Annotated in this window: 13 protein-coding genes; 6 read left to right on the forward strand and 7 right to left on the reverse strand. The window is 63.7% G+C overall.

Features of this window, described 5'->3' with window-relative positions; all coding sequences use genetic code 11:
- The first annotated feature begins 64 nt into the window (after positions 1–64).
- Positions 65–2,641, forward strand: coding sequence for a DEAD/DEAH box helicase (locus HPY44_18475; GenBank protein ID NSW57995.1), 2,577 nt, complete (start codon positions 65–67; stop codon positions 2,639–2,641).
- Between the two features lie 26 nt (positions 2,642–2,667).
- On the opposite strand, the gene HPY44_18480 is transcribed toward HPY44_18475, so the two are convergent.
- The 3 genes from HPY44_18480 to trpS form a co-directional block, all read right to left on the reverse strand.
- Complete coding sequence (locus tag HPY44_18480; GenBank protein NSW57996.1) at positions 2,668–4,146, reverse strand: hypothetical protein; 1,479 nt, start codon at positions 4,144–4,146, stop codon at positions 2,668–2,670.
- Between the two features lie 125 nt (positions 4,147–4,271).
- Complete coding sequence (locus tag HPY44_18485; GenBank protein ID NSW57997.1) at positions 4,272–4,955, reverse strand: hypothetical protein; 684 nt, start codon at positions 4,953–4,955, stop codon at positions 4,272–4,274.
- A 443-nt stretch (positions 4,956–5,398) separates the two neighbouring features.
- Positions 5,399–6,364: a tryptophan--tRNA ligase gene (gene trpS / locus HPY44_18490; GenBank protein ID NSW57998.1), complete on the reverse strand. Its 966-nt coding sequence runs from the start codon at positions 6,362–6,364 to the stop codon at positions 5,399–5,401.
- A gap of 1,004 nt (positions 6,365–7,368) precedes the next feature.
- On the opposite strand from trpS, the gene HPY44_18495 reads away from it, so the two are divergent.
- From HPY44_18495 to HPY44_18510, 4 genes are read left to right on the forward strand one after another with little or no spacing between them, the layout of a single operon-like run.
- Complete coding sequence (locus HPY44_18495; GenBank protein NSW57999.1) at positions 7,369–8,517, forward strand: exo-alpha-sialidase; 1,149 nt, start codon at positions 7,369–7,371, stop codon at positions 8,515–8,517.
- 20 nt (positions 8,518–8,537) lie between these two features.
- A complete protein-coding gene (locus tag HPY44_18500; protein NSW58000.1) occupies positions 8,538–10,739 on the forward strand; it encodes a hypothetical protein in 2,202 nt (733 codons plus the stop codon).
- An 18-nt stretch (positions 10,740–10,757) separates the two neighbouring features.
- Positions 10,758–12,368, forward strand: coding sequence for a family 10 glycosylhydrolase (locus HPY44_18505; protein NSW58001.1), 1,611 nt, complete (start codon positions 10,758–10,760; stop codon positions 12,366–12,368).
- 26 nt (positions 12,369–12,394) lie between these two features.
- On the forward strand, positions 12,395–14,008 hold the full coding sequence (locus HPY44_18510) for a family 10 glycosylhydrolase (protein ID NSW58002.1): 1,614 nt from the start codon (positions 12,395–12,397) through the stop codon (positions 14,006–14,008).
- Positions 14,009–14,103: 95 nt separating this feature from the next.
- On the opposite strand, the gene HPY44_18515 is transcribed toward HPY44_18510, so the two are convergent.
- From HPY44_18515 to HPY44_18525, 3 genes are all read right to left on the reverse strand, one after another.
- A complete protein-coding gene (locus HPY44_18515; protein NSW58003.1) occupies positions 14,104–14,448 on the reverse strand; it encodes a hypothetical protein in 345 nt (114 codons plus the stop codon).
- 56 nt (positions 14,449–14,504) lie between these two features.
- Positions 14,505–16,883, reverse strand: coding sequence for a hypothetical protein (locus HPY44_18520; GenBank protein ID NSW58004.1), 2,379 nt, complete (start codon positions 16,881–16,883; stop codon positions 14,505–14,507).
- A 191-nt stretch (positions 16,884–17,074) separates the two neighbouring features.
- Positions 17,075–17,881, reverse strand: a complete 807-nt coding sequence (locus HPY44_18525) for a polyphosphate kinase 2 family protein (protein NSW58005.1) — start codon at positions 17,879–17,881, stop codon at positions 17,075–17,077.
- A gap of 116 nt (positions 17,882–17,997) precedes the next feature.
- Between HPY44_18525 and HPY44_18530 the strand changes: the two genes are divergently transcribed.
- Positions 17,998–18,768: a TIM barrel protein gene (locus tag HPY44_18530; GenBank protein NSW58006.1), complete on the forward strand. Its 771-nt coding sequence runs from the start codon at positions 17,998–18,000 to the stop codon at positions 18,766–18,768.
- 1,236 nt (positions 18,769–20,004) lie between these two features.
- On the opposite strand, the gene HPY44_18535 is transcribed toward HPY44_18530, so the two are convergent.
- The gene (locus tag HPY44_18535; protein NSW58007.1) at positions 20,005–21,084 is read right to left on the reverse strand and encodes a hypothetical protein; all 1,080 of its coding nucleotides are present in this window, start codon (positions 21,082–21,084) and stop codon (positions 20,005–20,007) included.
- Positions 21,085–21,510 lie beyond the last annotated feature (426 nt).

A 21,510-nucleotide genomic window follows, 5' to 3' on the forward strand; every position in this document is an offset into this window, starting at 1 on the left:
TCGGAAATGTTTAGAATGAGCGTTCGATAAATCAGAGCGCCTTTGGGGGGCGTCGGAAATGCAGATGGCATCACTCGAAGCCTGCGGGGCACATCCAGACTTGCTGAAGACCTGGTCGATGCAGTACGGAGACGAGCTCCTGCCGATCCAGGAGAAGGCTGTGCTCGACGGGCAAGTCCTGGCCGGCAAGAGCATCGTGGGCTGCGGCCCCACCGGTTGTGGCAAGACCTTCATCGGTGAGATGGCCGCAACCCATGCCGCGACCCATGCACGCCGCACTGTCTACCTGGTTCCGACAAAGGCTCTTGCTGAAGCGAAGTACCACCAGTTCTCCCAGGCTTACCGCTCGCTGGGTCTGCGGGTGGACATTTCCACCGCTGAACGGCGGGGCGCAGACAGCAGGCTGTCTCGGGGCGACTTCGACGTCCTCGTGACGGTACCCGAGAAGCTCTGGGCGCTGGTGCTGGACTCGCCGGGGCTCGTGGGGACCGTGGGTACGGTGGTAGCCGACGAACTTCAGGTGGTGGGCGACCCCGACCGCGGCCCATGTCTGGAGTTGATCCTGGCGAGATTCCGGCAGGTCCCGTCCATCCAGATTGTTGGGCTGTCTGCAGTGCTGAGTAACGGGCCGGAGCTGGCCGACTGGCTCGGGGCGCGGCTCATCCAGGAGCGTCGCAGGCCCGTGGAGCTTCGCAAGGGCATCTGGAGTGACGGCGTGTTCCGGTACCTGGAGCACAATTCTGGTCTTGCGTCGTGGGAGGAGTTGCCGGCGTCTGTACACGAGGACATGTCCCCGCTCGAGGCCGCGGCGTGTCTCGCAGGCCGGTTGGCACAGCAGGGCGAGTCGACCCTGCTTTTCGTGCCGGACCGCCTCAGCACCGTGCGCGGGGCACAGATGATCGCCGATGAACTGGGCTCCGGAGGTGCGCAGGCGGCCCTGGACGCCCTGGGAGAGCTAACGCCGACGCGGGCGGTGGTTGAACTGCGCGAACTGCTCCAGTGTGGCGTCGCGTTCCACAATGCGGATCTACACTTCGCGGAGAGACAGGTGATCGAGCAAGCCTTTGCAGCAGGCGAGATTCGCTGCCTGGTCTGCACCACCACGCTTGCGGTCGGCGTCAATCTGCCCGCACGGAATGTGATCGTGGACCCCCGGAAATGGTGTGCCGTGGGAAGTGGACGTCCCACCCTGGCCCCCATGGGTCGCGCGGAGTTCGAGAACATGGCTGGGCGGGCCGGCCGGCTGGGGTTCGTTGATCAATTCGGCCGCGCGATTCTCCTGGGCGAAGCCGGGTTCGCTTCCGACTGTCTCCTGAAACGGTACATCGAGGCAGAAGCGGAACCGGTGGTTGGTCAGGTTTTCCAGTTGCCCCCGCTGCGCCGTCTGGTGCTCTTGAAAGCCCTGGAGCATGCCGGTGACCCCCTGCCGGGCAGCCTGCGACTGCTCTCCGTGAGTGAAGACCGGGTAGAGACGCCTGAGGAGACATGGGCGACGGAGACGGCGGTGAAGTGGGGACTGGCTGAGGAAGGGGCCTTCGGTGATGGCCTCCTGCTCACCGGAGCAGGGCGTGCCGCCGCAGCTTCGGGGCTCGCGGTGGAAAGCGTGGGACGCTTCCTGGTCTGGCTCCGTGAATCCGGTCGCGCTCCGAGCAACACGGAAGCCCTGATCCTGGCTTCGCAGAGTCGGGAGGCGAGAGAGGTCCCGCTGCCACAGGCACGCCCGGATCAGCCCTGGCGTGGGGCTCTCGAGCACCACTTGCGACGCGGGGGCGCCTGGTCGGAAAGTCTGGGCGAATTGGTGTCCCACGGCCTGTCACGGGCGGACGACTGCGAGCACGCCGCACGCGTAGCTCTGATCGTCGCGCACTGGATCGGTCACGGCGCAAGCGGTGAACTGGAAGAGCAGACCGGCGTGCCGGCCGGTCGAGCAGCGGCCCTCTGCGCCGCGGTTGGTTGGGCGATCCAGTGCATCGCGCGTCTGGCCAAGGAGTACCGCGCTGATCCACTGGATGTCCAGCGTCTGGAGCGCTTCGGGGAAGCCGTGAGTGCCTCTTTGCCGGAAGAGTGCCTCGAACTGCACCGTCTTCGGATACCAGCGTTGCAGAGGGACCATGCACTGGTTCTGATGGGTCACGGAATCAGCAACAAAGCGGCCATCGCCGCCGCCACCGATGAACAACTCCGAGCGGTCCTTCCGGATAGTCTCGTGGCTGTGCTGCGCCGAGTCGCCGGCTGTCCCACTTCGCCCGAAGCGCTATCTGAGACTGCGGGCGAAGCCTCCAATGAATCCGGCGCGCGGGAGCAGGACACGGAGGGAGTCCCTTTGCTCGCGCTGGACCCCGACAGGCCGGACGTTGCGCTGGTGAATGGCAGCGAGGTGCGCCTGCGGCCCATGGAGTACCAGTTACTCACGCTGCTTGCGGCCAAGCCGCGCCGCTGCGTGAGCTTCGATCTTCTGTATGACGCCCTCTGGGGAGCGCGCGATGCGGTGGAGCCCCAGCAGATCTACTGGCACCGCCACAATCTGTCGCGGAAACTGGAGGAGGCTCTTCCCGGGAGACACGAGCCGGTGGTCAGGACCATCCCACGCAGAGGACTGATGCTGGATCTTCCGCGCGAGCGGGTGTTAGCGGCGAGTTGACGAGTCCCGCTCGTGGCAGCTCGGTCTCACTCGCCGCTTCGCAGGATTGGCGGGACCCATCCCTGACGTCGGCGCTCACAGGGGTCATACTCGACAGTGACAAGAAACAGGTCCTGATTGGCGGACAGCGCTGGGGGGATGTTGGTTTGCACGTAGACGTACCCACGAGCGCGCCAGGAGATGAAGCCATCGGTGGGGGATGGAGCCAGTTCGTGCCCATTCAGACGTACGTCCAAGACCCGTGCGCGGCTATAGGGGATGCGCAGGCGTAATGCGAGACCGTGGCGGATCGGTTCCGGGGCATCGCTGGGGCGCTCGCCGCCGGTCAGGTACAGGTGAGGCTCTGGGCCCCATTGCCCGCCGCCGGATGGGTGCCGGTCGAGCAGCGCCAGGATCGGCGCTGCGTCAACGTGGGGGCATCCCGGCAGGCGCTCGCGGATCGCCTTGAGCGAACGGTCGCCCAGCCACCTGTCGGCTGCGGCCGGATTGGTAGCGCAAGCATACACCATGCAGCCGTCCATCTGCGGATTGTACGGGCCGTGCAGGATGCTGCCCTGGCGTTCCCATAGTTCGATCCGACTACGGCGCCGACTGGCGACTGTGTCCCCGTACGCAGCGATCTGATGGAGCACATTGGACATGATGACCCGTGTTGGATAACCCGGGTAGTACTCGCCGGACCAGGTGGTATTGCCGGTCTTGAGCAATGCTCGATGGCGCAACAGTCCGCTCTCCTCCCACATGCACTCCGATGCCAGCGTCAGTGTGTGATAGCGGTTGTAGCAGTAGGTCGCGGCGTAGTGCCTGGGCCGACCCCACCAGAGTTTGTGGGATATCGCGTCGAGTTCCGGCCCCCACAGCATCCGCTCTCCGTCCTGTTCGAGACGGTCTGAAGGGTAGCCCCCTGCGAGCGCTGCAGCGTCCATTCGCCTCACCAGGTCGTACTGGTACGGCCTGAGCGAAGAGTTGGAGTACGAAAATCCCGAGTTCTCCAGGCTCATGTAGCCTTCGAAACTCTCGTCGATGCCGTGCACATCCGCCAGGAGTTCGGGCTGCCAGCGGTCCATGAGAGTCTGGACAGCCACGCTCTCCGGCATGGCCTCGGGTTCCAGCGGGCCATCAAGATTCCAGTAGGTATAGGGGTCCTTGCCGTGCGTGTTCGTGTGGGTCCCGGCCGCGTAGCCATCGGGGTTCACCACCGGCATGCACACAACTACCTGCCGGCGGAGGATCTCACGCGCCGTCGGCTCCGGCGACAGAAGCCACTCCATCGTGGCCAGGACCGACCCGGAACCTGATCGTTCCACCCCCGAATGCATTGCGGTGAGAAGCACATGCTGCTTCTCCTCGGGATCGGTATCTGCCGCGGTGAGGACGGCAGCGAGCAGTGGACGGCCCAATGCAGTCCTTCCGAGGGTCTCCAGGGCCATCCAATTCGGGTGCTCTTGCGCCCATTGCTGCAACTGGCGACAGATGATCTCGTAGTCCGGCCACATCCGCGACATCGACCGACCTCCAGAGTTCACGACCGGAACCGGCCGGTGGGCGCAAAGCGCCCTGCCCGACGCGACGAAAAGGGCGACCCCCGGTTGGTCCCGGACGGCCGCCCACAGCCCCCCGATCACGTGCGCTACTTCTGAGGCATCCCCGATTTCGCGCCTTTGACCCTGATCTGGATCGTCGTCCAGAGCTGATTCCCTTTGGCGTAGCTGCCCGTTCCGGCGACGGTTCCCGTTACAGTCAACGGCGCCGTGCAACTCATGTACTGCTGGGCGGCCACCTTGTCGGACAGGTCGAGAACCACCTGGTCAGACTGCTGTCCCTGGGGAGTGAGCGCCTGAGCCACGCGCACGTCCTGTTTCTTCGTGATTACGATGTACTGCCGCACCGCCTGGTCGCCCTGGTACGCGAAGGTGACGTCCGCACCGATGGGCACCTGGATCTGGGCCCCGTAGAATGCGCCACCGGGTGAGTATTTCGCGATGCTCAAGGGGAGCACCGGAGAGGCACGTACGATGATGCTCAGAATCACGTAGATGCCGATGATGATGATCCAGACGATCTGGATGACCTCGGTCGTGGTCAGCCACCAGCCGGCGATCGCGAGGACGCCGACAATCAGCACGTCAACTGTGAACTCAAGGCCCAGTTTGAACCGCAGGTTCGTCTCGGAAGTCTGCAGCCCGTACTTCTCCGCATTGGCGCCAATGTTTCCGGCAGCGGAATACTCCGGCGCGAAGTCCATGAGAGATATGACCAGATGAATGGCAGCGAACAATAGCAGAAGATATCCTGCGAGCCTGGTCAGGTTCATGCTGTCTGCCTCCCGGTTGTGTCATGCAGTGCGAGCGGGCCCCGCACGGAATGGCTGCGATGACCGGGAGGTGAGCCTGGCCACGAGCAGGGCGCCGCATGGTGGTCCTGTCGCCTTGCACCTGCATCGGTCGCCACTGTACTCACCTCCGTGATTGGGCGGGCGTCCCCGCCCCGCGAAACCACCGGCTCGTCAGCCGGCACCTTGCCGCGCCTGCGACGGATCAGGCGGCCAATTCGCAGCGGTGCTGGAGAGCCCTGATCCCGCGATAACTCGCGGGCTGGAGAGGGACACCGCAACGAAGCGGCCGGTTATCCGCCGCAAACGCAGCCGGAACTTCCGTGGATCACTGGACCCCAGCGGAAGCTCCAAGCTGTGAAGGGAGCCAGGTTCTCTTGGAACTTTCGACATGGCCTCCCGCAATCCTTCTGCATCTGCGCGAATCAGAACCCCGCGGCGCTTCTACATCGGTCGAGCACCTCGCTCGCCTTGGCCCGGGCTCTGGCTGCGCCGGCGCGCGCGATTTCCTCCACCATCCTCGGGTCCTTGAGAAGCTCGCGCTTCCGGGCCCGCGCCTCGGCGAAGTAGTCGAAGAAGAGGGTCACCAGTCTCTTCTTCACCTCCCCGTATCCAACGCCGCCCGCCCGGTAGCGTTCCGCCATTTCCGCGGTCTCGTCGGGCGAGGCAAAGAGCTTGAACAGGGCGAACACGTTGCATCTATCGGGGTCTTTCGGGTCCTCAACCGGCGTCGAATCCGTCACGATCGACATAATCCGTTTCTTGATCACATTGTCTTCGGCGAAAACGGGGATCGTGTTGTCGTAGCTCTTCGACATCTTCCGTCCATCTACGCCGGGCACGACCGCCACGTTCTCGAGAATGTATGGCTCGGGCACAACCAGCGTTTCGCCATAGATCTGGTTGAACTTGATGGCCAGGTCCCGTGTGACCTCGACATGCTGCTTCTGATCCTGTCCCACGGGCACGAGGTTGGAGTCGTAGATCAGGATGTCAGACGCCATCAGCACCGGGTAGGCGAAAAGCCCGTGGTCGGCCGGGATGCCCTGCGAGACCTTATCCTTGTAGGCATGGCAGCGTTCGAGTAGGCCCATGGGGGTGATGCAGGTGAGAATCCAGGTCAGTTCAGTGACCTCGGGTACGTCCGACTGCCGGAAGAGCACGCTGCGGTCGGGGTCGATGCCGAAGGCCAGGAAGTTCAGCAGGACGTCCTGGGTGAGGGAACGCAACAGTTCGGGTTCGCGGATTGTGGTGAGCGCATGGTAATTCGCGATGAAGTAGTAGCAGTCATTGTCGGCCTGCTTCTGCAGGTCCACATACTGCCGCATAGCTCCGAAATAATTGCCCACGTGGAACTCTCCGGTGGGCTGGATACCTGATAGGACGCGCATTATCGATTCTCCTGTGATCGCCGGGACGTCGCTCCGGCCGCGAGCGGGCACAAAAAAGCCGCGGGCAGGTGCGAACCCGCCCACGGCGTTGACTTGCTTCGGATGCCTGACCTGCAGGCACGGGAACGGGCGGTTCGCTACGAGTGCGAACGCCGCCAAGACCAGGTTCGATGGTTCCTTTTCCGCCGGCTCATAGTGTGTATCTCCCGCGAGGCCAAGTGTAGAAGACGGGGCCGGGAGAGTCAAGACCGTGACAGGCCGGGTCATCGGTTTTGTTGGATGCGTGCCTGCCTCGTGTGTGGCAGGGTCCGCTGCCTGCGGTGTCGTGGCCGTCCGACTGTAGCCCCCGAAAGCCGGGGATTCCAGCCCCAAGAATGGGCCACAAGCCCCGGAGGGGGGCCGTCACCAGTGCTCGGGGAATGGCCTGTCGCCCCCGTAGGGGGCTCACGGTACATGGCGAGGCGGCAATCCGGGGGCTTCCACCGCCGACTACAGGCTGCCGCGCGCCTCGCGGGGTGTGGGGCAAGAAGGTTACGAACGAGACGCCAGGCACTCTGGAGACAGCGGAACTCATTCCAGATAGGGAGAGCCAGTCATTTCGGCAGGGCCAGACACCCTCCGGCCAGCGGAGCTCATGCCAAGCACAGAGAGAGCGCGATTTCGTTAGGTCCGGGCACCCTCGGGCCAGCGAGAGATGACGCGCAGGTGCCTGGAAGGCTGAAGCGCACTCCTGTGGGCATCCCTGTTCGATGCGCCGGGTTCGAGGTGGTGTTCCCATCTCGCTCCCCGACGGCTGAGGCTTCGCAGCCGACCTTCACGCCGTCAGGTCTTCGCACCGTGTCCTTCCCGACCGGTCGGACCGATTCGCTCATCAGTTGTGACTGCCGTGGGGCGAAATGCAATGCAGTTGGAAGGATTCCGGGTGCGCCGAGGCGTATTTCAGTCGTGACGTGCGCAGATGACAGGGCAGATCTGAACAATGCAGGCGTGGCTGGAGGCCAGTGATGCCGGAGCACTCGGTCGCCTATCATCACCCCGACGCAAACTTCCACGCAGATTTTCCCGACATGACGCGGGCACCCTCGGGCGATCTGGTCATGGTGCTGCGTAAGTGTGGCCCATGGGCGCACCGCGCCACGTTCGGATTTGATCGCCCGCTGACCTTCTTCGAGACCGATGCTGAGCTTCTGGTGTTGCGGTCCACCGACGGCGGCGCTTCTTTCGCTCCAGTCACCAGCCTGTTCCGCGGCCTCGCTTACGACCCGATGATCTGCACCCTCAAGGACGGGCGCCTGATGGCGGGGGCGGTCGTTGGTGAGGCAGGGACCAGACAACACCGGGCAAGCATGCGCGGTGTCCTGCACCGTCATCTGCCCCAACTCGACACGGTAATTACCCTTCACGGGATAGGCTTGTGGTTCTCCGAGGATGACGGCGTCACCTGGGAGCCGGGCCGCGAACCGATATGCGTTCCTGGCTGGGAGAACGCCTACAACCTGCGCAAGGCATTCCAGCTTGCTGACGGCACGCTCATCCTGCCAGTGACCATCGGCTATCCATGGCGGACCCGTTACGTTGGCCTGCTGAGATCCTGGGACCTGGGCTCTACGTGGGGTGATCCATCGTACGTGGCCGAAGACCCGGCCGGCCGTGCCCATTACGCGGCGGGGGTGGGGTACTGGGAGCCGGCGATGGCAGTGACCCCACGCGGCGAGATGGTCTGCGTGTGCGTTGAGGACAACCGCACTAGCGCCCCCGCGCGCCTTGGTGCGCCCCGATCTTTCGAGGCCACGGAAGACCTTCCCCGGTTGATGGTTACCCACAGCGTTGACTCGGGCTTCACGTGGAGTGGGCCGCAGGACACCAGCCTGCGCGGGGACTTCCCGAGCATGGCGCTCCTCGGAGACGGCCGCCTGCTGCTCACGTACACAAGACGGAGGCCCGGAGACGCGGCGGTGGTCTGCAGGCTCAGCGAAGACGGTGGCGTCACGTGGTCGGATGAGCGCGTGATCGCGCACTCACCTGACGGGGCCTTCTACTACCCCAACAGTGTGCTTCTCAGCGACGGCCGGATTGCCACCTGTGTGATGGCAGGCGCCCCGAATCTGGTGCGCAGCGTTGAGCTTGTGCGATGGTCTCCGGCCGATACCTGATGCGAGAAGGAGCGCCCACCATGATCTGCACGCACGAACTGGCCGCAGTCGCGCTTACTGCCACCGTGGCGCTATGTGCAACCGCAAGGGCCGGCACGCCGGGCCCCCGTGTCTCGGTGGTGGTCCCGGAAGGCTGCGGCGACCTGGAGCGTTTCGCCGCCGAAGAGCTCTGTGGCTACCTGGACAAGCTGTTCGGCATCGCCGAATGTCCTGTCGCCGACGCCCCTGCGGGTGCCGATGCAGTCCTGATCGTCGGTTCGCGAGACACACTGCCGGAGGGCCTTGTCGCGCAGGTGCCCGCGGGCCTGAGCGAGCAGGGGATCGTCCTGCGGCGCACCGAGTACAACGGCGTGCCCGCGTTGCTGATCTCCGGCGGCAGCCCACGGGCAACGCTCTGGGCCGTGTATGAGCTGGCCCACAGGTGGGGTGTGCGCAGTCTGCTCCACGGGGATGTCCTGCCACCGAAAGCGAGGTTCGCGTTGCCGAATCTCGACGTGACCCTGGAGCCTTCCCTGTCGGTGCGGCAGTGGCGGGTGGTCAACGACTTCGCTATGGGCCCGGAGTCGTGGGGCATCGCCGACTACCGTCCGGTTCTGGATCAGCTCGCGAAAATGAAGTTCAACCGCATTTTCGTCAGTCTCTACACCTACCAGCCCTTCCTGGACATCGAGGCCGGCGGCATCAGGCGCACGAGGGCGAGCCTGTGGTATGACTTTCGGTACCCGATCACCGACGACATGCCCGGGCGCTTTCTTTTCGGCGACGAGACGGAGTTCTGGAACCCCGATCTGCCCCGCGGCGCGGACTACGAGGCGTTCGCCGAGGCCGGACAGCGCCACGTTCGGGCGATCATGGACTACGCGCGGAGCCGCGGGATGGACGTGGTGGTGTCCGCCACCCTCACCGAGTTCCCGCCTGAATTCGAGCCGCTGTTACCCGGAGCAGAGAAGGTGCACCAACTTGCCGAGATGGGCATTGTGCCCGGTAAGGACACAAGCATCGACGATCCGGGGCTGGAAACTCTGGCGAAAGCAGTGCTGCGATCAACGGTTACCACGTATCCGCAGGCGGACTTCATCGCCCTGGGTACGCCGGAGTTCCGGCAATGGACCGAGCACCATGAAGCGGCTTGGGATGCACTGGACGAGAAGTATGGGATTGAGCGGGTGATCTCGTTGCCGGAAGTGCTCGCGCGGGCCAGGCAGAGGACTGGCTACCCTGGCGGTGCCGACCGCGCGCTTGCGGAAGTGCAGGGGGATATCGTGATCCTGTACTTCTACGACCGGCTGCTGTCCGACCCCGCGACCTTTGCCGGCACCGGACGCGAGGGCGTGAAGGTCGTGCTGAACAGCATCTCCGAGGAACTCCTGCCCATCCTTCCGCTAGTGTTGCCGCCGGGCTCGGAGATATTGAACTTCATCGACTACACCCCCTCGCGCATCGTGAAGCGACGGGATGTCTTGAGCAATATGCCCGTGGGCGACATGCCGGTGAGCCTGATCTACACCCTGCACGATGACAATGTGGGGGTGCTGCCGCAGTTGATGACCCGGCCGCTGCACGAACTCACCTGCGACCTGCGCGACAACCACTGGTCGGGCTTCTCCACACGGTACTGGATGATCGGGGACCATGATCCATGCCTGGCGTATCTCTCGCGGGCTGCATGGGATCGGTCCGCAACACCCGACGAAGTTTACCGAGATCAGATCGCCGCCATCTGCGGGGAAGCGGCTGTTGGGGACATGCTGGTCGCGTTCTCGGAGTTGGAAGCAGCCACGGAGGTGCTCGAATGGGAGGCCCTGGGCCTCGCCTTCCCGATCCCGGGCATGATGATGAAACACTGGCAGCCCGGAGAAGCGCCCGAGTATCTCCACCGGGTGAGAGACGGGTATGCCCGGGCGCGTGATGCAGCGCAGAGAGCAATGGCTGCGGTTCCGGGGGAACGCAGGGATTACGCGCGGTACTGGGCAGGCCGCCTGGACTTCGGGGTGGCGTACATTGACGCTATCCTGGCGATCCGCTCTGCCGCGACGGCCGAGGCGGAAGGCGACAGGGCGCGCGCTCTCGCTCTGGCGGAGAATGCGCTCGCATCTGCGGTCAGCGGCCTGGAGCAGTTCGCGGCGGTAGCAAGAGACAGGTCCGATCTGGGCGCCATCGCGACGATGGGGGAGTACGTGTACCGACCCTTGAAGGACAAGGTCGCGCAGCTCCGAGACTGAGGGAAGGCGGCAAGCACCATGCAGATATCACGTCGCAGGTTCATCGCCGGTACTGCTTGCAGCATCGCGGCGACGGCTATCGCGTCAACCGCTCGGGCCGAGGACACCCTGGTCGCCGAACGCCGGCGTGCGGCCCACCGGACGCGCAGGATCATCTTCAATAACGATGGAGACGACGCCTGGTACGCCACTGCTCCAACCGCTGAGGCATTTCTGGCCACACGGCTCGCGCCCTGCGTCAATACGCAGGTCGACACGGTAACCTACTGCACCACCGCAGACACCGGGCTGTACACACACCGGAGCAATGTCGCGGAGCTGTTCACCCGACCTCACCCGGGGGTGCCCATTTCGAGCGAAGTGCGGCTCGTAGAGCGACTAGCCGAACAGGGCACCGATGTGCTGGAGATTGCCGTGGACTTTCTGCACCGTAATGGCAAGGAAGTCTGGTGGTCACACCGGATGAATGGAATGGAGGACATGGTTGCGGGCTTCCTGCTCGGCAGCTACAAAGCCGAGCACCCGGAATGGTGGCTGGGCGCCGAGGGCGACGACAGGAAATACCCGCCGGGAGATCACCGGCACTGGTACCGGGTTCTGGATTACGGTGTGCCGCAGGTGCGTGAGCACGTCCTGTCGATCATCGGCGAGGTCATTGAGAACTACGATATCGACGGCGTTGAACTGGACTACCTGCGGGACCCGTGGCTGTTCAGGGAGACATTCAGCGATCCAATCAAGGCGGTGACTGAGGAGCACTGCCATGTGATGGTCGACTTCCACCGGCAAGTAAGGAGCATGCTTGATGCCAAGGCCAAGAGGATCGGCCGTCCGTTGCTTCAGATCCTCCGCGTCCCCAAGTGGCCGGAGCTTTCGCGGTTTGTCGGTCTGGACATCGAGGCCAACCTGCGCAGCGGCGCGGTCGATGTGCTGGTGGGAAGCGGCGGCTACACACCCTTCGCGATGCCGCCGGTTCCCTTCATCGAGTTGGCCCATCGCTACCACGTCCCCGCATACGTGTGCATCAGCCGGTCGGGTATGAAATCGCGCGGGGCAAACAGCCTCCGCGACGCTCTTCCCGCCTGGCGCGGTGCTGCGATGAACCTGTGGGATGCCGGCGCGGATGGACAGTACATCTTCAATACCATGCCCAATGAAGGGGACCTGCCGTTGCAGGTCATGCGTGAGATCGGTGACCCCGGTACGCTCGACGGCAGGGAGATGCTCTTCTGCCTGGATAGCCGCGAGCATCTGGCCGGGGCCGGCTGGACAGCGCCGGTCATCAAGCTCGATGAGCTCCTCCCGATCGCCCTCAAGGACGGCGCGACCACAGCCTGCGAGTTCTACGTCGGCACCGATGTGACCACGTTCCGCAGCCCGAAAATCAACCTGCGGCTGTTCTGTCGAGGCACAAGTGTCGGCGACAGCGTGACGGTCTTGCTGAATGGCGCGGAACTGGCGACCATTTCAGGGCTCGCGACCGCAGGCGACTTCATCGACGTTCCCGTGGGCGTGGAACAGGTCCGGTATCGGACAAACCAGCTTGGCCTGAGACTTCGGCGAGTCGGGAACCCACAGGAAGAAGCGCAACTGGTGCATTTTGAGCTTACAGTCAGCCCGCAGGGATAGCCTGGCACGTGAAGGGAGACTGGTTCATGAGACTGGTGCTGGACAGGCGAGCGTTCATCAGGGCGTCGGCGGGAATTGCGGGAGCCGGACTGGTGTTCTCGGGCAGCGCCGGGGCTGCCGGCCCGCAGGACGAACCGGCCGAGCATGCCCGGCTCCGAGAGGCCGCGCGAAGGCGCAGACGCAGGATCATCTACAACAACGATGGCTGCGACATCATGTTCGCAGGCGCCGGGACCCGCGAAGGGTTCCTGAATCAGCGCTTCAACCACGCGCTGAATACCCAGGTGGACAGCATCTTCTATTGCACCGGTGAGACCACCTGTTTCTCCCACCTGGCGCAGGTGGGAGAAACGTACGGTGAATACTGCACCGAATCCTCCGGGGAGATGGCCCTGAACACCAGGGGCAACATCGCATCCCTGAAGGACGCGGGGCTGGATGTGCTCCAGATCGCGGTGGAGTTCTGCCACGCCAACGGCATCGAGATCTTTTTCAGCCACCGGATCAACGACATTCACGACACTTACGTTGACTGGTTGCTGGGCCGGTGGAAGCGCGAGCACCCCGAGTACCTGATGGGCACTCGCGAGGAGGCTGCAAGAGCAGGTGGAGGCGATTCGCCGCGGCACTGGTGGTCAGCGCTGGACTTCGAGAAGCCCGAAGTGCTTGATTACCTGGTAGCGATCGAGGAGGACGTTTGCCGCCGCTATGACATCGACGGGGTTGAGATCGACTACTTCCGCTCCCCCATGTTCTTCCGGCCGAATCTCGACTTCCAGCCCGCCACCGAAACGCAGGTGGGGATCCTTACGGGCTTCCAGCGTCGCCTGCGGGAGCTGACCGTCCGCCTCGGGACACAACGGGGCCGCCCTATACTCATGGCAACCCGAGTGCCTGCCACAGTGCAAAGATGCCGCCACGTGGGCATCGACGTGGAGAGCTGGTTGCGCGAGGGACTGACAGACCTGCTTCCCATCGGTGGCGGCTATGTACCCTTCACCGAACCCATCGACGAGATGATCGCGCTGGGCCACGCCCATGGTGTGCCGGTCTACCCGACCATCAGCGCCTCAGGGATGCGGGGCCGGGAGCAGAGGTACGGCTCGATCGAGGCGTGGCGTGGGGCTGCGTCCAATGCGTGGCACAGAGGCGCCGACGGTATCTACATCTTCAATCTCTTCCCCGCCGGGCCGGATCCGCGGTTCCGGGAGCTAGGTTCGCCGGAGACCCTCGCGGGACTGGACAAGCTCTTCGTCATCGACAACATGCGGGTTCTCGAAGGGGACCTGGTCCAGGGCATTGAGCAGAGCCAGGCCCTGCCACGTCCGATCCCGCGGGATGGTTCGCCGCTGCGCGCGATCCTGCCGGTGGGCGACGACTTCAGCCGTCAAGCGCCCAGGGGTATCACAATGCGGCTGCAGGTCCAGCCCGCCGATCTCGTCGCCGATCTGAGAGTCGCGCTGAACGGGTTGACTATCGCGCCAACGGCCAGGGACAGCGCGAGTGGCTGGCTGACCTTCGCGCCGGAAGCCGCGGCGTTCAAGGCTGGCGATAACGCCGTAGATTTGTCTCTTCCTGCCATGCAAAGCGAGGTGGACGGCGCCCAGCTGCTCGCGGTGGAGCTGGCTGTGCGGTACTGAGAGCCAGACCCCGTCTGTCTGACGCCGTGGGTGCTGACCTGCCGGTCCGCACGTTGTTTTCTTGCATGTGCTCGGCCACCGGGGCCGAGGGCTCGTTACGCCATAGGTGGCGCGATTTCGGCGAGGAGAGCCTGCGCCGGTTCCGCGTCGATGACCAGCACCGCGATGACGCCGGAGTACTTGATGAAGCAGCGCAAAGCGTGGGGGCGCTCCGCGGTTCCGGTCGCCATGACCACCGTGCCCAGGGTCTGCTTCGTCTTCTCCTCGTCCGTGCGGGACTTATTGGCCACGCGGATGAAGTCACCGAGGGTTGGGGTCAGAAACCGCGCCTTGGCGGTGCTGATCGGTTCGAGGGCCTCGTGCTGCCTCATTCGCGTGGGGTCGTAGTACAGCCGCCCGGCGATGTCCTCTGCTGCCCCCGCCTGCGTCAGGGATGCCATCCTCGCGAGTCTGGGCGAACCCCGTACCGGATGGCTGCGGAACACGTGCTCAGGACCTACTGCTCCATCTCGTGGTGGGCTTTCAGCTTCGCAATGAAGTCCGGCTGCAACTCGATGCCCGATGCACGGCAGTGATCGAGGATGTCGTTTGACAATGCAGTGTTCAGGTGAGAGTGTTTCACCGCCCCGTTGATCGCCAGGAACCCGGTTCGGTCAACAAGGTCGGGCTTCGCCTCGCCGCCAACAAACGGGGCATGCACGGTGCAGTTGGTGAAGCGCGTCCCCAGAGTGCTGTCCAGGGCATAGATATCGCCTTCCAGGTTCTGCAACTCGGGCTGGAACCGGCAGGCGGTAAATGCCAGTTCCCCTCTCAGGTCAGGCGCATGTGCAGCGTTGATTGAGCATCGCTCGAAGAACGCGCTGGCCACGCAGTTGCTCAGGTTGATGCCGACCCCCTCGCAGTCGCCGAAGCGTATCTTCGGGTACAGGGCTCGTTCATCGGTGTAGTCTTTCGCGTCCCCACCGATGAGCAGGTGCACACTGCTAGCATCTGCCGGTCCCTCTGGGACCAGTCGTTCCAGTTGTACGTTTTCCACCGTGATCTCGCAGTTGTGCCGCAGACGGTCGCCGTCATAGCCGCCGGGATACCGCAAGTCGTAGTCCTGTGGGCTGGGGATGCGCATGAGGCGCACGCCCTGCTCCCGTCCGATGACGCGGACATTCCTCAATGTCACCTGAGTTGGGAAGAACAGGCGGCCTCCGTGCTGGGCCCTGGAGAAAGGTACCACGTTCATCAACCAGCATTGCGCTGTGGAGTCGGGCGCGGCGGAGTAGTCCACGATCAGGTCATCGATGGTAATACTGCGCCCGTAGCCGACAGGGTACTGGTAATCGAAGTCGGCCATGCGGTAGTCCAGCACGGTTACGCCGCCGGATCCAGGCGGCCTGAGCGTACAGCCGCGCAGACGAATGCGCCCGTCCCACGTCGAGCCGTAATCCCGGCGGAAGCTCACGAAGCTGCTGCCGACTCGGGTGGTGTTGTCGATGAACAGATCGCCGCCGCCGGTGACGGAAATCCCCTTGAGACCGATGGCGCAGTCCTTGATGTACAGGTTCCATCCGTGGAAATGCACATCAATGCGGTTCAGATTGCACCGCTCGAAATGGATGTTCTTGATGAGATTGGTGCCCAGCACACCCCAGGCCACCCAGCCCGCTTCGGCGGTGATGTTCCGGAATGTGCAGTTGAGCATACGCGAGCCGCCAATGCCGTAGGTGCCGTGGGCCACCGGGGTCTCGGGTGCCTGCCGGTTCTTCTCCCAGGGCATGGCGCGAATGTTTTCAAGGGTCACATCGAAAACCCGGCTGAGAGTGTAGAAGCCGTTGCGCGGTTCGCTGGACAGGTCCCGCTTCCCCGGCTCCAGCCCCATCCATTGCCCACGGATGATGGTGCGGCTGCGCTGGATCGAGAATCCGTTGTGGTGGTAGCCCTTGGTCCCGGCGACCGGCGAGTCTCCGGAAACGTAGAAGCCGCCGCCCTCGATGACGAGATAGGTACTGCTGCAAGGGGTCACCGTCACAGAGGTGAAATCTTTGAACTGCCAGGCGATGTCACCGATGACGTACCCTTCCTCTTCGACGTAGAAGAACTCTTCTCGGGCCCAGCCGCGGTTGCCCTCGTAGCCCGCACGAATGCCGATGCGGTCGTTGTTATCCTGGACGATGACCAGGTGGCCTGCATATTCGGCCAGCTCGGGGATGAGCTGCACTCCGGGCCGGATCCTGTCCAGAAGCGCCTGCTTGAGCTCGTCATTCAACTCGAGGGTCGTGGTGGGTTTATCATTGAGCACTACGAAGCGGGGGTTGCGCAGGTCATTGAAGCGCTCATCAATGTGGAAGACGGTGTTGCCCCAGTTGGTGTTTGTCTGGATTGGGATACTGTGGGTTTCCTTGATCCAGAACTCGCCGGACAGGTTGATGACGGGGACCCGATGTTTGCAGGCATACTGGTGCGCCAGCTTGATCTGCACCCCGTCGTCATGCTCTCCATCTCCGTGGGCGCCGAACATCCGGTAGTTGACGGCTCTCTGCTCCAGCAGGACCGCTACCCTTCCATCCTGGAGCGCAATGATGTCGGCATCATTGGGCACGACGCTCTCAAGGGGGGTCTCTATTCGGTATAGAGCTCCGCCGCCGTCCCCCGGAGAATGGAAGCCTGTCGTCCGGACCAGGACGCCGGTGGAAGCGTCCGTCCAGTTCTTCAGGGATTGCACGGTGGCCAGCTGGACGACAGTATCCGCTGCGGGCGTGGCAGGATTCATCGCGGCCTCCTGAGCAAGAGGCGCTGTTCCGCATTGGCAGAAGAGCGTCCCAACGATTACGAGGGCAGCCACATGCAGGCACACCCGCGGTGTGTGAGCTATGAGACTGGTCATGTTGACCTCCCGACTGCGTCTGTCCGCGGGGATGCCCAGGTGGCTGACAGAGTGGCGCCAGTTACCGCGGAGTCGCTGCCAAGGGTGAGTCTTGGGGCAGCGATCGCGTCGCGACTGGCGCGGCACCCTGAGATGCCTTCACCGCCTCGGCCAACTCCCAGCCCCGAGGCGCCGATGCTTCGGCGCGGTCCTCAGTCGATCCTGATCGTGCTCACGTCGAAATTCGGCTTGGGCCACTGTGGGTCCATTTCTCGCAACGCGTCCGCGATGATCTCTGCCACCACCATGTTCCGGTACCACTTGCGGTTCGCCGGTATCACGTACCACGGCGCGATATGCGTACTGCAGCGCTCCAGCACCTCCTCGTACGCCCGCATGTAGTGATCCCAAAGCGCGCGCTCCGCGGAATCGTTGGGGTTCAACTTCCAGTGTTTGGCTGGGTCCTTGATGCGGTCCTCGAGGCGCTCTTTCTGTTCGTCTTTGGAAATGTGCAGGAAGAACTTGATGATCCGCGTCCCCGAGTCTGTCAGGAGTTCCTCGAAGTTGTTGATGTGCGCATATCGTCTGCGCCAGACGCTCTCGGGCACCAGTTTGTGAACACGCACGACCAGCACATCCTCGTAATGCGAGCGGTTGAACACCATAATGTGTCCGGCGCGGGGCGCCCACTGGTGGACGCGCCACAGGAAGTCATGGCGCAGTTCCAACGGCGTCGGGACCTTGAAGCTCTGAACATGGCACGCCTGGGGGTTGAGACCGCTCATCACATGCTCGATGGTCCCATCCTTGCCGCCTGCGTCCATGGCCTGAAGGATGATGAGGAGGGATCGGCAGCCCTCAGCGTACATACGCTCCTGGTACTCATGCATGAAATCCAGTGCGGCCAGGGTGCGCTCGGAGACCTGGTTGTCGTCCTTGTCCAGCCCGCCGTGTTCGTCGGGGTCAAAGTCGGCGAGTTTCACACTGGCTCCGGGCGTGATACGGTACCTTTCGTGCATGGCATTGACCTCCAGGTACGGCCGTCGTGCTTAGCAGCACCTTTTCGGCGTGCGGGAAGGCATTCCTTCGTCGCCGTCGAAACTGCCGCAAATCTTGTACCTGGAGGGTACACGCAATGACACCGATCAAGCAGTCCGCATGCTGGGGATGCCTGATGAAGGGCGACGTCAAGCCCGAGGACGGCATCAAGGCCGCCGCCGAGATAGGCTTCGCATCCATTGAGATGGGCCCGCAGGAGTATTTCGGAGCGATCAAGGATGCGGGATTGGACATCGCGATTTTCGTGGGGCACAAGTCTCTCGCGGACGGGCTGAACAAGCGCGAGAATCACGAGCGTATCTACGACGAACTCATGGCCAGCCTGGAGATTGCGGTTGAGTACAACGTGCCCAGCCTCCTTTGCCTGAGTGGGAACCGTTACGACGGGGTATCCGACCTGCAGGGAGCGGAGATTTGCGCGGAGATACTGGCGCGAGTTGCCCCGGCAGCCGAGGAGAAAGGTGTCACCCTGTGCACCGAGCTTCTCAACAGTAAGGTCAACCACCCTGGTTACATGTGCGATAGCACCGAGTGGGGTGTGCACCTGTGCAAGATGGTGAACTCACCGCGGGTGAAGCTCCTCTATGACATCTACCACATGCAGATCATGGAAGGCGACCTGATCCGCACCATTCGCGACAATATCCAGTGGTTCGGGCACTTCCACACCGCGGGCAATCCGGGCCGCAATGACATGGACGAAACCCAGGAGATCTACTACCCGGCGGTGGCGCGGTGCATTGCGGAATTGGACTACCAGGGGTACGTGGGCCACGAGTTCCTGACCAAACGTGAGAACGGGATCATTGGCATGCGTGAGGCCTTCGCGGTCTGGAACGTGGGTTAGGGGCTAACCGCCAGTGAAACTCTGGGCCCGGGCGTCCTGGCGGACGCTGATTGGATTGGGTTGGTTGGCCGAAGGCATGTAGGGCCCGCGCTGAAGCACGGGCCTGAGGGGCCGGCGCTCCGTATCCGGAGCGTTTCGGCCCGGGCGTCCTGGCGGACGCTGATTGGATTGGGTTGGTTGGCCGAAGGCATATATGGCCCGCGCTGAAGCACGGGCCTGAGGGGCTGGCGCTCCGTATCCGGAGCGCTTCGACCCGGGCGTCCTGGCGGACGCTGATTGGATTGGGTTGGTTGGCCGAAGGCATATAGGGCCCGCGCTGAAGCACGGGCCTGTAGTGCCGGCGCTCCGTATCCGGAGCGCTTCGACCCGGGCGTCGTGGCGGACGCTGATTGGATTGGGTTGGTTGGCCGAAGGCATATAGGGCCCGCGCTGAAGCACGGGCCTGTGTGGCCGACGCTCCGTATCCGGAGCGCTTCGACCCGGGCGTCCTTGCGGACGCTGATTGGATTGGGTTGGTTGGCCCAAGGCATATAGGGCCCGCGCTGAAGCACGGGCCTGTAGTGCCGGCGCTCCGTATCCGGAGCGCTTCGACCCGGGCGTCCTGGCGGACGCTGATTGGATTGGGTTGGTTGGCCGAAGGCATGTAGGGCCCGCGCTGAAGCACGGGCCTGTGTGGCCGACGCTCCGTATCCGGAGCGCTTCGGCCCGGGCGTCCTGGCGGACGCTGACGGGATTGGGTTGGTTGGCCGAAGGCATATAGGGCCCGCGCTGAAGCACGGGCCTGTGGGGCCGGCGCTCCGTATCCGGAACGCTTCGGCCCGGGCGTCCTTGCGGATGCTGACGGCAGGGCATTTCGTCCGCAGGACGATTGGCCCAAGGCCCGTAGCCCCGTGCTTCAGCGCGGGGCCACTCGGGCAACGTTAGCGAGAACATTTCGTCCGCAGGACGATTGGCCCGAGGCCCGTAGCCCCGTGCTTCAGCGCGGGGCCACTCGGGCAACGTTAGCGAGAACATTTCGTCCGCAGGACGATTAGCCCGAGGCCCGTAGCCCCGTGCTTCAGCGCGGGGCCAGTCGGGGGACGTTAGTGAGAACATTTCGTCCGCAGGACGATTGGCCCAAGGCCTATAGCCCCGTGCTTCAGCGCGGGGCCAGTCGGGGGACGTTAGTGAGAGCATTTCGTCCGCAGGACGATTGGCCCAAGGCCCGTAGCCCCGTGCTTCAGCGCGGGGCGCAACTTACCCCCAATATTCTCTCGTCCACTTCTCCAGCTTCTCCAGCACCTGCTCAGCCTGGGCCATGTTGTCTACCTGTCCGCAGTATAGGAACGTGAGGTCGGGGCGAAACTCCCGCACCGCCTGCTCCAAGTCATCGACCCCGCAGTAAAGGAAGATCGCCTTGCCCCTCTCCTGCGCACGCTTGAAGATATGCAACCAGTGTTGGAAGCCACCCGGCTGCCCCGCGCCGGGGACCCACTGCAGCATGCTCAGGTGCGGCAGGTCGAGTATCCGCTCGAGATGCTTCACTGCGTCCGGGCCGTCCAGGTGGTAGATAGCCCGGCCGGTGTGGGCGGTGATGCGCTCGAGTTCAGGGATTATGAAGCGCTCGAACATGGCGGGGGAGAGGGTGCAGGAAATGTCGGACTGCACCGTCACCAGCGGGTCGGGGCTCCAGACAGGATAATGATGGTGGGTGCCCTCGAAAGCTGTGGCGCACATGGCCGATATTTCGTCGAACATCCCTATGAACGCAGTGGTCATGGTCTCCAGTGAGTGGCTAACCTCGTCCGGGTAGTCGCTCAGAGCCAGAAGAAACCGGCACGGGTCGCAGAGCACTGAGAGCAGGTCGTTGGGCGTGAGCATGGGCGGGATGCCCACGAAGAAGCGGTCCCGGCCGGCTTCGATGAGCCGCGCCATGATAGCCTTCAGCCTCCGCCAACCCTCATCGTCCCAGGCGGTGGACCAGTCGGGCAGGTTCGTCCAGTCATGGACGATCTCTCCGAACCAGACGGTTGCATCGTCCGCGTACAAAGGCGCGCCGAATGATGGAAGCCACCCGGCCATCATCGCGTGGGTCACCGTTGGCAGAGCCTCGGCCACGCAGATGCTGTTTGTGAAACGGGCCTCGGACGCGGCGATAAGGAATTCCGGGTCGAAGTACTTCTGCTCAGGCGATTCGGGCACGGGAACCGGAATGCGCTGGTTTTCGGGAGCTGCGACCGTGAGATAGATCGGCGGGCGAGTGATAGGATCGCGGTTCCAGAAGCGACTCATCTGTCGAGCTGCGGCGGGCCAGTCAGCGTGGAAGGACAGGTTCATTGGGCCTCCTGGGCGGTCTGGGCATCGGTTTCGCGAGAACGGAAAATTCCGCGCATCGGGTGCCGAAACCTTCGAGGCCCGGGCGTCCTTGCGGACGCTGACGGCCGAGGGTTGGTTGGCCCAAGGCATATAGGGCCCGCGCTGAAGCACGGGCCTGAGGGGCCGGCGCTCCGTATCCGGAGCGCTTCGGCCCGGGCGTCCTGGCGGACGCTAACGGCCGAGGGTTGGTTGGCCGAAGGCATGTAGGGCCCGCGCTGAAGCACGGGCCTGTGGGCCGGCGCTCCGTATCCGGAGCGCTTCGGCCCGGGCGTCCTGGCGGACGCTGACGGCATTTCGTCCGGAGGACGATTGGCCCAAGGCCCGTAGCCCCGTGCTTCAGCGCGGGGCACCTTCCGGCGGCGTTCACGGAGACCGTTTCGCCGGCCC

The organism is Armatimonadota bacterium, assembly GCA_013314775.1.
Taxonomy (GTDB): Bacteria; Armatimonadota; Zipacnadia; order Zipacnadales; family JABUFB01; genus JABUFB01.